The sequence below is a fragment of the Microbacterium sp. SA156 genome (assembly GCF_049065455.1).
Lineage (GTDB): Bacteria > Actinomycetota > Actinomycetes > Actinomycetales > Microbacteriaceae > Microbacterium > Microbacterium barkeri.
Window position 1 is genome coordinate 89,661 of record NZ_JBAKGU010000001.1, and the last position, 14,162, is coordinate 103,822.

General features: G+C 72.2%; 10 protein-coding genes. 5 read left to right on the top strand and 5 right to left on the bottom strand.

Annotated features, from left to right (window positions below):
- Positions 1–60 precede the first annotated feature (60 nt).
- From ACOWU6_RS00380 to ACOWU6_RS00395, 4 genes are read left to right on the top strand one after another with little or no spacing between them, the layout of a single operon-like run.
- A complete protein-coding gene (locus ACOWU6_RS00380) occupies positions 61–1,875 on the top strand; it encodes a glycosyltransferase (RefSeq protein ID WP_421074332.1) in 1,815 nt (604 codons plus the stop codon).
- 3 nt (positions 1,876–1,878) lie between these two features.
- Positions 1,879–3,765: a DUF6020 family protein gene (locus ACOWU6_RS00385; protein WP_421074333.1), complete on the top strand. Its 1,887-nt coding sequence runs from the start codon at positions 1,879–1,881 to the stop codon at positions 3,763–3,765.
- Positions 3,762–5,483 (top strand): DUF6020 family protein, encoded by a 1,722-nt coding sequence (locus ACOWU6_RS00390; RefSeq protein ID WP_421074334.1) that lies wholly within the window; start codon positions 3,762–3,764, stop codon positions 5,481–5,483. The genes ACOWU6_RS00385 and ACOWU6_RS00390 overlap by 4 nt, the downstream gene beginning before the upstream one ends.
- Complete coding sequence (locus ACOWU6_RS00395) at positions 5,480–6,637, top strand: glycosyltransferase (RefSeq protein WP_421074335.1); 1,158 nt, start codon at positions 5,480–5,482, stop codon at positions 6,635–6,637. The genes ACOWU6_RS00390 and ACOWU6_RS00395 overlap by 4 nt, the downstream gene beginning before the upstream one ends.
- Positions 6,638–6,645: 8 nt before the next feature.
- Here the strand turns inward: ACOWU6_RS00395 and ACOWU6_RS00400 are convergent, their stop codons facing one another.
- Genes ACOWU6_RS00400 through ACOWU6_RS00420 form a run of 5 tightly spaced genes read right to left on the bottom strand, consistent with a single transcriptional unit; the run spans position 6,646 to position 12,820 of the window.
- The gene (locus ACOWU6_RS00400; RefSeq protein ID WP_271172833.1) at positions 6,646–7,101 is read right to left on the bottom strand and encodes an acyltransferase; all 456 of its coding nucleotides are present in this window, start codon (positions 7,099–7,101) and stop codon (positions 6,646–6,648) included.
- 4 nt (positions 7,102–7,105) lie between these two features.
- Positions 7,106–8,119, bottom strand: a complete 1,014-nt coding sequence (locus ACOWU6_RS00405) for a glycosyltransferase family 2 protein (RefSeq protein WP_271172832.1) — start codon at positions 8,117–8,119, stop codon at positions 7,106–7,108.
- Positions 8,116–10,026 carry a glycosyltransferase gene (locus tag ACOWU6_RS00410; RefSeq protein ID WP_421074336.1) on the bottom strand — a complete coding sequence of 637 codons (1,911 nt, stop codon included), beginning with the start codon at positions 10,024–10,026 and terminating at the stop codon, positions 8,116–8,118. Before ACOWU6_RS00410 ends, ACOWU6_RS00405 begins: the two co-directional genes overlap by 4 nt.
- Before the next feature lie 56 nt (positions 10,027–10,082).
- Positions 10,083–11,396: an O-antigen ligase family protein gene (locus tag ACOWU6_RS00415; protein ID WP_421074337.1), complete on the bottom strand. Its 1,314-nt coding sequence runs from the start codon at positions 11,394–11,396 to the stop codon at positions 10,083–10,085.
- Positions 11,393–12,820 (bottom strand): O-antigen ligase family protein, encoded by a 1,428-nt coding sequence (locus ACOWU6_RS00420; protein WP_421074338.1) that lies wholly within the window; start codon positions 12,818–12,820, stop codon positions 11,393–11,395. The genes ACOWU6_RS00415 and ACOWU6_RS00420 overlap by 4 nt, the downstream gene beginning before the upstream one ends.
- Before the next feature lie 49 nt (positions 12,821–12,869).
- Between ACOWU6_RS00420 and manA the strand changes: the two genes are divergently transcribed.
- Complete coding sequence (gene manA / locus ACOWU6_RS00425) at positions 12,870–14,027, top strand: mannose-6-phosphate isomerase, class I (protein ID WP_421074339.1); 1,158 nt, start codon at positions 12,870–12,872, stop codon at positions 14,025–14,027.
- Positions 14,028–14,162: the final 135 nt, after the last annotated feature.

Consider the following 14,162-nt stretch of genomic DNA (forward strand, 5'->3'; position numbering starts at 1 on the left):
TAGACTCCTCGCGCCGCGCTCGCGGCCATCCGTCCGCCGACTCGGGGAGCCGATCGATCTATGCCCGTCCGCCGCTGGTTCCGTCGCCCCGATGAGCAGGACGCCCCGGACCGCGACGGCGAGCACGTCGTGACCGATCCGCGCCAGGCGCCGGCGCTCGCGTCGACGGCGGACGAGCCGCTGCCCGTGCGCCTGCGGGTGCCGGACGTCGACGCGCTCCGTCACCTCGTGATGGCCGCCGACGGCGCGATGACGCAAGACCTGCGCGTCCACATCGAGCGCTGGGAGGCGCCCTCGCCGCGCTGGCGCGGCCGGATGGCGCCGCTGCGCGACACGCGCACGGTCACGCTCTCGCACGACCCCGCGCGCCGCACGGCGTCGGCGCACGTCTCGCTGCACGCGCCGCTTCCCGTCGCGCGCGTGCTCGACGCCCTCATCCCGGCCTTCGTCCCGGACGCCCCGGTCGTCGGGGCGGGCTTCCCGCTTCTCGCGGTCGATCCGAGCGCGGGCGCCGAGGCTCTGCCGCTCCTGCCGAGCCGGCGCATCCCGCAGCTCGAGCCGATCGCCCCCGCCCTCGAGGGACGGCACCTGCGCAAGGCCGATGTGCTGCTGACCGCGCGCACGGATCTCGCGCGCGAGGAGGAGGATGCCGTCCACCAGCTCACGGTGGGGGAGGCCCTCCTCGGGCACCCGCGCGTCGAGCGGCCGGTCATCGACCTCAACGTGCACAACCCGATCGGGCGCATCCTCGGGTTCAAGCCGTCGCCGCCGGCGCGACGGCTCGTCATCGACCGTCCGCGCGGGGTCGTCCGGCTCCTCGGCGCGACCGACCCCGACCTCCGCCCCATCGAGTTCGCCATCGCGGAGCCGCTCAGCGCGCGCGACGTCGCCGCCGTCCGCAATGTCGAGGCGGTCGACCTCTCGCCGCTCGCAGGGCTCGCCGGCCCCGTCCCCGAGGGACTCACGACCCGCTTCGCCGAGCTCGCGGCGGCCGGCGTCATCCTGCACTCCCTGCCGGACAGCGTCGCCATCGCGCCCGAGCAGCTCTCGCCGCGGATCGCTGAGGCCATCCGGCGCCCGTATCGGCCCGCGATGGGGCTCGAGCGCGAGCGCCGCTCGGTCGCGCTGCGGCGCGCCGCGATGCACGACCACGCCGGCTTCCTGCGCCTCGCGTCGGCCGTCGAGCACCGCACGGGCTCGCGCTACCTCCCGTCGGTGAGCGTCGTGCTCTCGACGATGCGCGGCGAGCTGATCCCCGGGGTGCTCGAGATGATGGCGCGGCAGACGTACCCGCACATGGAGGTCGTGGTCGTCGCGCACGGGATCCCCGCTCCCGACCTGTCGGGGGTCGAGCTCGGCGGGCTCGATGTGACCGTGGTCGAGGTCCCGAGCACCGTCCTGTTCGGCGCGGCCCTCGCCGAGGGCGTCCGGCGCTCGAGCGGCGACCTCATCACCAAGCTCGATGACGACGACTGGTACAGCGAGCACCACGTCTTCGACCTCGTCCTCGCGCACCTCTACTCTCGTGCCGACATCGTCGGGAAGACGACGGAGTACCTCTTCTTCGAGGAGGTCGCGCAGACCGTGCACCGGACGTTCGCGACCGAGCGCTACCACGACCAGGTCGCCGGCGGCGCGATGCTCCTGTCGCGGGCGGCCTTCGACGCGCTCGGCGGATGGCGTCCCACGCCGAACTCCACGGACCGCTCGGTGCTCATCCGCGTCGAGACGCAGGGCGGCATCGGGTACCGCACGCATTCGCTCGGCTACATGTACATCCGCCACTCGTCCAAGCACACGTGGGAGCGGACCGACTCGCAGCTCCTGAACGGCTCGTTCGAGCAGTGGCGCGGCTGGCGCGCCCCCGAGGTCTGAGCCGTGCGCGTGCTCATCGCCGTGGCGGGCGCGTTCGCCACGACGCTCGCCCTGTGCGCGGGCACGACGCCCGCGACCCTCGGCGAGGTGCTCGAGGGGAACAGCCTCGTCGCGATCGCGGCGTTCGCGGCGATCGCCTACGGCGGATGGCTCGCTCTCGGCCGTCTGCCGCGCGAGGTCTGGCGCTGGGCGGTGCCGGTGGGCCTCGCCTACGCGGTCGCGGAGCTGGCCGGCATCTCCCTCCTGCGTGAGGAGGCCGACCTCTGGCTGCTGCGCCCGTCGGGCTGGAGCGCCGTGCACGGCCTCGGCACTGCGTACGCCGCCGTCCTCGGCGCAGCGGTCCTGCTGCATCTCGCCGACCGCGCGACACCCGACGCCGCTGCCGTGCCCGCTCCCCGCCGCGGGCGGCTCAGCCGACTCGTCGAGGCGCTGCGGGCACCGGGGCCGACGCCATGGCGCCCCCTCGGACTCGTCTTCGGGCTCATCGTGCTCTGCCGACTGCCGTACCTGCTCGTGTGGTGGCCGGGACTCATCTTCTTCGACACCTACCGGAGCCTCTCCTACGCGCGCGGGCTCGGCCCCTGGGAGTCCTATGAGCCGATCGGGCACTCCCTCCTCATCGCGGCGTGGAACGGCGTGTGGCAGCTCCTCGGTCTGAGTGATTCCGCGGCGCTCGCGTTCGCGGCCGTCCTGCAGATGCTGTCGACCAGCGCGGTGTTCGCCGTGCTGCTCTGGCGCATCGCGGCATGGGGCGTCGGGCCGCGCATGTGGTGGGCGCTCTGGGCGTGGATCGCGCTGCTGCCCGTGCTCAGCCTGTCGTCGATCACGGTCGTGAAGGACATCCCCTTCATGTCGGCCTTCGTGCTCTTCCTCATCGGGATCGTCGAGGTCTCGCGCGCCGTCCGACGCGGGGATCGCGCGCGGTGGCCGTGGGTCCTCCTGCTCACGGCGGGCATCGCGACCATGGTCCTCCGGAACAACGGCGTCCACGTCGTCCTGCTCGGCGTCGCACTGCTCATCATCCCGTTCCGCCGCCAGTGGAAGCGCGTCGGCGCCGTGCTCGCGGCGTGCGTCGTCGCGTACGGACTCTATGCGGGGCCGCTCTCCGCGGCGCTCGACGTGCAGCCCGGCCCGAAGACCGAGGCGTGGTCGGTTCCGCTGCAGCAGATCGCGCGGATCGCGCACGACCACCACGCGACGATGAGCGAGGAGGACCGGGCGTTCGTGGACGACGTCTTCACATGGTGGAGCGTCGACGACGTCGGCGACCACTACATCCCTGGCTTCGCGGACCCGATCAAGCTCGACGCGCGGGCGGCGTGGGAGGAGCGGACGACGGGGGAGTTCGTGAGCGGATGGCTGCGGCTCGTCGCGGAGTACCCCGGGTCGGCGATCACCGCGACGCTCGCGAACACGGTCGGCTACTGGGCGCCGGGCGCGCCCTCGTACGACGGCGTCGTGCGCACATCCTGGAACGATGTGCGCGGCATACATCTCGACATCCCGTACCAGCTGAGCGGTGAGGACGCCGCGGTCGAGCCGCTCACAGGCATCCAGGCATCGATCGATCGCCACGGGCTCCTCGACGAGGGGTATCTCGCGATCCCCGTGATCGGGATGACGCTGTCTCCGGGCTTCGTCACGTGGATCTGGATCCTCGCGCTCGTCGTGCTCTGGCGCAAGCGCGCCGGGCTCGAGGCGGCCTTCGCCCTGCCGGCCGCCGCGCTCATGGCGACCTTCCTCGCCGGCCCGGTCTCGGGCGGCATGCGCTACGCGCTCGGGTTCTTCGCGACAGCGCCGCTCGCGGTCGCCGTCGCCCTCGTCGCCCGTCGGCGGAACAGGAGCGGCCCGCCCTCCCCGTCGGCCGAGACGCAGCGGGCACAGGCGTGAACCGCCCTTCCGCGCTGCGGGCCCTGTGGGACCCGCATGCCGCGGCCACGGCGCTCGTCCTCGCGGCGTTCGTCGTCGTGGGGGCGTCGTTCGACGCGAACGACAGCGCGGTGTGGTTCGCCGGCTCCGTCGGCGCCGCGGTCGGCAGCGGCCTCGTCGTCCTCGGACTCGGCGCCGCGCTCTTCGTCCCGCTGACCCTGCTGTTCCGCTGGCTCGACGCGCGTCGCGCGGTGCCCGAGCCGGCGTCCTTCCGCGAGACCGCGCGCCGGCGCCTGCTGCCGACAGCCGGCGCCATCCTCGCCGGCTGGCTGCCGTGGCTGCTCGTGCACGCACCGGGCAACGTCGACAGCGACACCATCACGCAGCGGCTCCAGTGGATGGGGCTGCTCGAGCAGACCGACCACCATCCGTGGTTCGACACGATGGTCTTCGGATGGTTCTGGGATCTCGGATCCGCGCTCGGCGACGATCGGATCGGCCTGTTCGCCTTCCTCCTCCTGCAGGAGGCCGCCACGGCGGCCGGTGCGGCCCTCGTGCTCATCTACCTCGGATGGCTGGGGATGGCGCGCCCCATCCGCTGGACGCTGACAGCGGCGGTCGCCGTCCTGCCGGTCTTCATGGCCGCGCCGTCGGTCATGAGCAAGGACGCGTTCGCCGCCGTGTTCTGGCTCCCCTTCCTCGTGCTCTTCGTCGAGGCCGTGCGCACGCGCGGGAGCGTGCTGCTCAGCGCGCGCGTGGGTGTCGTCGCGCTCGCCATCGTCATCCCGCTCATCCTCGCCAAGCGCACCAACGTCTACCTCGTCGTCGTGTGCGCCGTCGTCCTGCTGGTGATCTGCGCGCGGCGGGCCCGCCTGCGCGTCGCAGCGGGGACCGCGGGAGCGCTCCTCGTGACGAACGTCGTGTGGCCGCTCCTCGTCCTCCCCGCGATCGGCATCGCGCCCGGCACAGCGACCGACATGCTCACGATCCCCGTCCAGCAGACCGCGCGCATCGTCGCCGAGCACGGCGACGAGATCCCCGCAGACGAGCGCGCGGTCATCGACGCCGTGCTGCGCTACGACGGCCTCGGCGAGGCGTATGTGCCGCGGCGCTCGGACGCGGTGAAAGGCCGCTGGAACCTCGAGGCCGGCTCCGAGGAGCGTCTCGCCTACGCGCGGGTGTGGCTCGCGCAGGTGATCCGCTATCCGGGCACCGCGCTGTCGGCGACGGCCGCGAACACCTTCGAGTACTTCGCCCCCGTCACGCCGATGATCTTCCAGAGCGGGATCGTGCTCGACCGCTATCTCGACTTCTGGGAGGCCAGGGCTCTGCCGACCACGACGCGCGCCGAGATCGAGGCCGCGATCGAGGACCTCCACGAGCCGGCCGCGCTCGACGACGCGCGCCTCGCGGTCAACCGCGCGACCGAGTCGCTCGCGGAAGGCAACCTCCTCTCCTCGAAGGCGTTCTACGCGTCGTGGGTGCCGCTCATCGCGCTCGCGTACGCCATCCGCCGGCGCAGCCCGCTGCACGTCCTCGCGGTGTCGCCTCTCCTCGTGAACCTCGCCTTCCTCGTGGCGAGCCCGGTCGCGCTGCCGCGCTACATCCTGCCGCTCGTGTACGGGAGCGTGCTCGCGATCGGCATGATGCTCACCCCCGTCCGCTGGCAGAATCGGGAGGACGACCTCGCGCCGGCCGCCCCGGCGCCCCTGACCGAGAGCGACGCGACCCCCGGATGACGATCGACCACTTCGCCGGCGCGACGATCATCGTCCCCACCTACAACGAGGCTCCCAATGTCGAGCCGCTCGTGCGGCGCATCGTCGCCGCCATGGACGGCGTCGCGTGCGAGGTCCTGTTCGTCGACGACTCGAGCGACGGAACGGCCGACGAGGTGCGCCGCGTGGCCGGCCTCGTCGACATCCCGGTGCGCGTCATCCACCGCGACGAGCCGGTCGGCGGGCTCAGCGGCGCCGTGATCCTGGGCCTCGAGCAGGCGGCCCACGACGCGTGCGTCGTGATCGACGGCGACCTCCAGCACCCGCCAGAGCGGATCCCCGCGCTCGTCGCGCGGTTCCGCGCGGGAGACGTCGACGCGGTCGTCGCGTCGCGCTACGTGCGCGACGGCTCGGCCGCGGGTCTCGCCGATCTCACCCGCAACCTCGTCTCGCGCGTGACGACCGCGCTCACGAAGGCGATGTTCCCGCTGCGACTGCGCGACTGCTCCGACCCCATGACCGGGTTCTTCCTCGTCGACCGCACGCGCGTCGACCTCGCGCTCCTGCGCCCGCGCGGCTTCAAGATCCTCCTCGAGATCCTCGCGCGGCAGCAGCTGCGCGTCGCCGAGATCCCGTTCGACTTCGCCGAGCGCGCGGCGGGCGCGTCGAAGGCGTCGATCCGCCAGGGGGCCCGCTTCCTCGTGCAGCTCGCGGCGCTGCGCTTCGGCAAGATGTCGGCGTTCGCGATCATCGGCGGGCTCGGCGCGGTCGCGAACCTCGCGATCATGTGGACGCTCACGCAGCTCGGGATGCCCTACATCTGGGCGGCGATCATCGCCGCGGAGGCCACGATCATCGGGAACTTCCTCCTGCAGGAGCGGTTCGTCTTCCGCGAGATGCTCGACGAGGCCTCGAGCGGGCGCACGCGGTTCGCGAAGTCGTTCGCGTTCAACAACACCGAGGCGCTCGTGCGGATCCCCGTGCTCGCGCTGCTCGTCGAGACGTGGCACATCTCGAGCGTCGTCGCGGCGGCGATCACGCTCGCGGTCGCGTTCGTCGCCCGCTACGCGTTCCACGCTCTCGTCGTGTACGCGCCCCGGCGCGGCCGCTCCGCGCGGACGCAGCGCGTGCTCGAGGAGATCGACGAGCAGGTCACCGCGCCCGGCGAGCTGTAGCGGTCGCGTCAGCGCAGGCGGCGGATGACCGCGGCCGGCACGCCGCCGACCATGGTGTCGTCCGGCACGTCCGAGGTCACGACCGCGCCCGCCGCGATGACGCACCCGGCGCCGATCCGGACGCCCCCGACGACCGTGACGGCCGCGCCGATCCAGGTGCCGTCGCCGACCGAGATCGGCTCGTGCCGCACGTCGCCCGCGCGCTTGTCGTGCCCGCCGATCTCATGCGTGTCGGTGATGAGGCGCACGAACGGCCCGAGGTTCACGCGGTCGCCGAGGCGCGTGCCGGGGCGGATGTACGCGTCGCGGTTGATGAAGACGTCCTCGCCGATCTCGACGGGGCCGAGGATCTCGGCCCCGCGGTAGATCTTCGTCCGGGCCCCGATCGCGATGTCGCGATCGCCGTCGCGGTGGAGGAGCTTGACCGACGGGTCGACGACCGCGTCCTCGGCGATGGTCAGCACGGGCTCAGCGCTTCTCGTCCTGCGCGGCAGGAGCGTCGAGCGGCGGCATGGTGCGCCACGAGCGGTCCTTCGCGATGCGGCGTCCGTCGCGCATGCCGCGGAAGAGGTTGCTCGTTCCCCGCACGGTCCGCTCCACGGCGATGAGGCGGATGAGCTCCTTGGCGAAGGTCAGCGCCGTGCCGAGGGCGAAGAGGACGGGGCGGTACGCGCCGTGCTCGGCGAAGTAGTGCCGCATGATGCCGCGGTTGCGCATGATGTAGTAGCGGTACGCGTTGCTCGAGGCGTTGAGATGGCGCACGCCCATGTCCCACTGCTTGATCTCGCGCGTGCGGCGCAGCACGAACTCGTTGACGATCGCGGATGTCGTCTGGAGCGACGCGAGCCATCCGTACACCGAGTCGTCCCAGTAGATGAAGAAGCGCGGATCGGGCAGCCCGACCTTCTGCACGATGTCGCGGTGGATGAACATCCCCTCGAAGCACCCGGAGTTCATCTCGCGGTACCCCGTGGCATCGAAGCCGGCTGGGGCGAAGGGGATCGGGATGCCGAGCGGGATCGACAGGCGGTACTGCCAGTAGAACTCGCTGCCGTCGTAGTCGTAGCGGCGCCCCTGGATGCTCTTGAAGCGCGGCGCCCACACGCCCATGCGCGCGAGCCCGTCGGGGAGCACCTCGACGTCGTCGTCCATGAGCCAGATCCAGGTCGAGCCGAGCTCGTACGCCACGCGCATGCCCTCGCTGAACCCGCCGGAGCCGCCCGTGTTCTCCTCGAGACGCCGGTAGACGATCTCGGTGCCGATCGCCGCGCGGAACGACTCGACGACCTCGGTCGTGTCGTCGGACGACGCGTTGTCGACGATGACGACGTGGCCCGGCTTCGGGTCCATCTCGCCGATCGAGACGAGCAGCTTCGACAGGAGGTGCGAGCGGTTGTAGGTGACGACCACGATGGTCGCGGTCGCCGGGTCGAACGCGCGCGGGTCGTAGCTCTGCTCCACGACGGACGTCTTCTCGCTCATGACTGCCTCTCGAAGATCTCGCGCCACGCGCCCTCGGACACGAGGTAGGGCAGCGCCTCACGGTACTCCCGCTGCAGGCGCGGCCACTCCCGCCGCAGGCGCGCGTGCAGCCGGATGGAGTCCAGGAGCATGCGCCGGTACAGCAGCCGGTCGCGCGTGTAGATGTTCTTGCCCGAGCCGTCCGCCGCGCTCACGAGCGCCGAGTCGTACAGCGGGACGCGCCACCAGTGCGCGTCGGACTTGCCGAACTCGACTTCGGGGCGCTCGACGTTGGCCGGATCGGGCTCCCGCAGCCAGTGCGAGACCAGCGTCTGCGCGGTGAAGAGCCGCAGCCGCCATCCCGTGGGGCTGTCGAAGACATGCTGCTTGAGCCGCTGGAAGACCTGGCGCCCGCGCCGCGAGCGGATGACGATCTCGGGGTCGCGATGGACGACCGTCTCGGGGAAGCGGGCGGCGAGGGAGCGCGCCTCCGGCATCGCGGTGGCGAGGTTCTCCCGCAGGTGCGCGGGCCCGCGCAGCACGTCCCGCAGCGCGCGGTTCCGCAGCGCGACGGGGTAGTACTGCATCATCATCAGGTGCTTGAGGTCCACCCGGCGCGAGTGGCGGATGAGCGTCCCGCCGCGCGGCGCATTCGAGTGGAGGAGGCCGGCGACGATCCGGTTGCGGGCGTGGAAGTACGCCTGCCAGTCGATCGAGTCGTCCTTGCCGATCCAGGACACGTGCCACAGCGCGGCGCCGGGCAGCGACACCGTGGGGTAGCCGGCCTCGCGCGCGCGCAGGCAGAACTCGGCGTCGTCCCACTTGATGAACGCGGGCAGCGCGAGGCCCACCTCGCGGATGACCTGGGTCGGGATGAGGCACATCCACCAGCCGTTGTAGTCGGCGTCCATGCGCATGTGCAGCAGGGGCGTCTGCCGGATGTTCGCGCGACGGAAGTCGTGCGGCATCCTCTCCTGATACAGGTTGCGCCACATGAACGGCTGCTCGTCGACGACCTCCGCCCACGCGTGCAGCCGCGGGCGGTTGAGGAGGTCGAACATGTGGGCGCCCACGAGCACGGGCTGCGTCGCGAAGCGCCCGAACGTGATCGAGCGGCGGATGGACTCCGGCTCGATGCGGACGTCGTCGTCGAGGAGCTGGATGAAGTCGCTCTCGGGGCGCTGCAGCGTCTCGTGCATCGCGCGCGCGAAGCCGCCGGAGCCGCCGAGGTTCGGCTGCTCGACGACCTGCAGCTGGTCGCCCAGGCGCGCGGCGACCTCGTCGTACCCGTCCTGGGCCGCGACCTTCTGCGTGCCCTGGTCGACGATGAAGATGCGGTCCACGAGCTCGAGCGCCTCGGGGGCGTCGGCGAGCGCGCCGAGCGTCGCGACGCAGTAGTCGGGCTTGTTGTACGTCGTGATCCCGAGCGACGCCTTGCCCGTGCGCGCGGGCTCCTGCTCGGTCGTCCACTCGCCGCCGGCGAGCACGACGTCCTCCGCGCCGGCCACGACGTCGAACCACAGCCATCCGCCGTCGCTGAACTGCGTGAGCGAGATGTCGAACACGGTCTCGGCGTCGCCGAACGCGTCCTTCGTGTCGATGCGCTGCTGGGCGGCGTCGCCCGTCGAGCGGTACACGAGCACGGTCGCCGTGCCCTCGGTGCGCACCGCGAGGCGCACCGAGCGGACGCTCGTCCAGTGCTGCCAGTACGACGCAGGGAAGGCGTTGAAGTACGTCGCGAACGACACGCGCGTCCCGGCCGGGATCCGCGCGCGCGTGCGGCCGAGGATGTCGGAGAGATGCGCGACGTCGGAGACGCGGACCGGCTCCTCGTCGATCGTCGACCAGACCTCGGGATCGATGTACAGCGGCAGGAGGTCGGGATCGCGGTCGAGCGGGAAGACCACGCTCTGGAGGACGTGTGTCACGGCGAGAGCTCCGGGTGCGAGACGGGATCGGCGCCGGGTTCGGGCCGCCGTCGAGCCTATCGCGGCGGTGCCAGGGGATCCTGTGATTCGCCCCCGCTCGCCACGAGATCGAGGCTCTCGCGCCACGAGCGGGACTGGCCCGCGCGGACGGCGCACAGCACGAGCAGCAGCCAGCCGGCGCCCTCGAGCGTGAAGCTCTCGAACATCGAGTCGACGATGAGCGCCGCGAGCACGGCCGGGGTCCACGCGTACACCGTCGACTTCCGCTCGCTCGCGACGAGCCAGGAGCGCACGAACGCGACGCCGCAGAGCGCGGCGAAGAGCAGCAGGCCGACCCAGCCGAGCTGGAGCAGCACGTCGAAGTAGGCGTTGAGCGCCGAGCGGTGCGACTCGCCCAGGAGCACGTTGATGACGTTCATCGGGTACGCGTCGGCATCCCAGCCGCCGTGCCAGCCGAAGCCCTGGATCGGACGGTTGCCCACCCACGTGAGGATCGCGTTCCAGAGGTCGGCGCGCAGCGAGAAGCCCGCCGTCGCGTCGAGCCAGCGGAGGATCGGATGGCGGAGGGCGTAGGCGATCGACAGCGACAGCACGAGCGCTATCGCGAGCGTCCACTGCAGGGAGCGGCGCCGCTCGGGGGCCGCGCGGCGCACGAGGGTCAGGGCGAGCAGCGACACGGCGACGGACAGCGCGAGGACAACCGCCGTCGGGGAGGCCGACAGCACCGCGAGCAGGGCCGCGAGCGTGATCGAGAACGCGGCCTTCTGCGGCGGGACGGACTGGGTGCGCCACTCGACGAGGAACGTGACGAGGGCGACGATCGCGACGAACCCGAGCATGTTGCGGGTGCCGAAGAGGCCCTGGATCGGGCCCCCGTTCGCGATCTGGCCCGCGATCCCGAGGAACGGGAACGGCATGTCGAGGAGGATCCCGGAGAGGATCTCGAGGGCGAGGGATGCCGCGAGCAGCCACCGCAGGACGTCGCCGATGGCGCGCACCGTCTGTAGCGTGTCGCGGATGTGCGCGATCACGAGCGCGAGGAACCCGTAGGCGACCAGCGACATCCATCCGCCCAGGGTCGCGTCGTCGTCGTTCGACCAGATCGTCGAGACGAGCGCCCACACGAGGAACACCACGAAGCTCGTGGGGGCGAACCCGAGGGGGCGCAGCTCGCGTCGCCGTGCCGCGATGATGCCGATGCCGAGCACGACGAGCGACACGATGACGGTCGCGAGGGTCACGCGCCCCGCGGTGCGCTCGACCGCGTGCGACCCGAAGGCCGCCAGCAGCGTCGCGAGCGTGTAGGCGCGCGCGACATCGGCCGAGCGCAGGAGGCGCGCCGCCATCCGCACGGGCGAGTACGGGTTCATCCGCGCCGCACCCGCAGCGGACGCCTCTCCGGCGCCGACGCCTCGGCGACCCCGACGTCGACGAGCGGGACGGACTTGATCTTGAAGGCGAGCAGCGTCACGAGCATCCAGCCCCACAGCATGATCGGCCCGGACTCGGTGAGCCCCTGCACGAGCAGCATCGCGACGACGAGGATCGGCAGCAGCGTGATCGCCTGATAAGGGCGGTCAGCGCGGATGTCCCAGCGCGGGCGGTCGACGGCGAAGAACCACGCGCGCCACGTGAGCGCGGCGAACACGCCCGCGACGAGGGCCACGCCGATCGCTCCGAGCTGCAGGTAGACGTCGAGCCACATGTCGTGCGCGTGGAAGACCGTGATGCCGTGGTCGAGGATCCAGCCGTCGAAGGCCGGGTCCCAGGGGAGCCACGGGCTCGCGAAGCCGTTGCCGGCGACGGGCCGCGTGCTCGCGCGGTCGAGCACGGCCTGCCAGATGTCGCCGCGGCCGGTCAGGTCGCCCTCCCGCCCGACGAGCGCGAGCAGCCGCCCGCGCAGGAGCGCCGCGGAGACGATCCCGACGACGGCCACGCCCGCGAAGACCGCATACAGCGGCGTGCGACCGCGCGGCAGCGCGGCGCGTCGGATGAGGAGGGCGGCACAGAGGACGCCCGCGACCGCGACGAGCGCGACGAGCGTCGTGACGGATCCCGAGCGGAGGAGGAGGAAGGCCGCGACGGCGATCCAGACGATGCGGACGGCGGGCGACGGCGCCCGGTCGGCCAGCCGGATGCCGAACACGATGAGCGCGAGCAGGCACAGGATGCCGAGGAGGTTCGCGTTGCCGACGATGCCCTGCACGCGCCCGGGATCGAGCACGCCGTCGAGGAGGTTGCCGCGGACCCAGTACCAGTGCGGGTCCGGATCGGCGGGGGCATCGGAGAAGTTCGGCAGGAGCGGCCGTCGGCGGATGCCCGCGACCCACAGCTCGAGGAGGAGCGAGAGGCCGAGCACCCAGCGCAGGGAGATCTCGAGGCAGCGCACGAGCTCGCGCCAGGTGAGGGAGTCGGCGAGGAACAGCCCCTGCAGCGTCGCGGAGGCGAGGAGCAGCCAGGTCACCGCCGTCGCGGCCGGCCACGCCGACCACAGCAGCGACAGCAGCGCGAATGCCGCATAGGCGAGCCCGAGCCAGGGGAGTCGACGCCACGCGAACGGCGTCGCCCGCCGCGAGCGCCGCAGGCGCGGCAGCCAGATGGCGAGGGTCGCGAGCGTGAGCGCTCCGAGCAGGACCGCGGCCCCGGCCATCCCGGCGAGGTTGTACCAGAACGAGTGGGCGAGCGCGGAGAACACCACGAGCACCGCGTATGCGCGCAGCAGGAGGTGCCCCGTCTTCTCGCGCTCCGGCGCGGTGGGCGGGTCCGCGACCGGATGGCGGCTCAGCTGCGTCATCGCGCACCAGGCTACCGTCCGCGCCGTGCGGGCACCCTAAGGTGGGATCGTGCTCGTACCGCTCACCAATGTCCCGCGCGACTACGCCTGGGGATCGCGTTCGCTGCTCGCCGCTCTCGAGGGCCGGGAGCCGGCCGAGGGGCCGGAGGCCGAGGTCTGGTTCGGAGACCATCCGTCCGATCCCGCTGATCTGGCGGACGGCAGCGGCCGCACGCTCGACGCGTGGATCGCGGACAACGGCGTGCACGTCTCGCCGACCGGGCGCCTGCCGTACCTGCTCAAGCTCCTCGCGGCCGGGTCGCCGCTGTCGATCCAGGTGCACCCCACCAAGGCGCAGGCCGAGGAGGGATTCGCGCGCGAGGCGTCGCTCGACGCCGACGCTCCCCGCAACTACGTCGACGACAACCACAAGCCCGAGATCATCGTGGCGCTGAGCGACCGCTTCGAGGCGCTCTGCGGGCTGCGCGACCTCGACGCGACGCGGCGCCTGCTCGATGCGATCGGCCCCGCAGCCGCGCCGCTGCGCGATCGCCTCGTCGACGCGGAGGGCCTGCGCCAGGCGCTCGGCTGGCTGCTGGGCGGCGAGGCGGGGGAGACGGTCTCGGAGATCATCGCCGCCCTCGACGAGGCCCAGTCGACCGAGTTCGCGGCCGAGCTCGCGAACGCGCGCCGGGTCGCATCGATCTATCCCGGCGACCCCGGCGTCGTCGTCGCGCTCCTCATGAACTACGTGCTCCTGCGGCGCGGCGAGGGGCTGTTCCTCGGCGCGGGTCAGCTGCACGCGTACGTCTCGGGCCTCGGCGTCGAGCTCATGGCCGCGAGCGACAACGTGCTCCGCGGCGGCCTCACCCCCAAGCGGATCGACGTCGACGAGCTCCTCGCGATCGTCGACCCGACCCCGGGCGAGGTGCCCGTCGTGCTCCCCGTCGCGGTCGACCACGGCAGCCGCGGCGTCGAGGCGTTCCCGGTGCCGGTCGCGGACTTCCGGCTCCTGCGCGTGCGCGCGGGCGAGGACGAGGAGGCGAGCCTGCACCCCGCTGGGCCCGCGATCGTGCTCGCGACGGCCGGCGCGGTCACGGTGTCCGACGGCGGCGACGCGGTCGAGCTCGTGCCGGGACGCGCTCTGTTCGCGACGCCCGACACGGCGCAGCTGCGGTTCGACGGCGACGGCGAGGTCTTCGTCGCCGAGCCGGGCGCTCCGGTCTGACGCAGCGGCGCGCGCCGCAGCGCGGCGCGCGCCGGTGTCCGCGACACGCCTCGCCGACACGCCGACACGCCCGGTGAACCTTCAATCTCCCCTTCAGGGTTTACGATCCGCGACTTGACCTATCCGAATCACACG

Excerpts from the sequence above, each read along its gene's own strand:
- ACOWU6_RS00380 (WP_421074332.1), top strand. The coding sequence starts at position 61 with ATGCCCGTCCGCCGCTGGTTCCGTCGCCCCGATGAGCAGGACGCCCCG.
- ACOWU6_RS00395 (WP_421074335.1), top strand. The coding sequence starts at position 5,480 with ATGACGATCGACCACTTCGCCGGCGCGACGATCATCGTCCCCACCTAC.
- ACOWU6_RS00405 (WP_271172832.1), bottom strand. The coding sequence starts at position 8,119 with ATGAGCGAGAAGACGTCCGTCGTGGAGCAGAGCTACGACCCGCGCGCG.
- ACOWU6_RS00415 (WP_421074337.1), bottom strand. The coding sequence starts at position 11,396 with ATGAACCCGTACTCGCCCGTGCGGATGGCGGCGCGCCTCCTGCGCTCG.
- ACOWU6_RS00420 (WP_421074338.1), bottom strand. The coding sequence starts at position 12,820 with ATGACGCAGCTGAGCCGCCATCCGGTCGCGGACCCGCCCACCGCGCCG.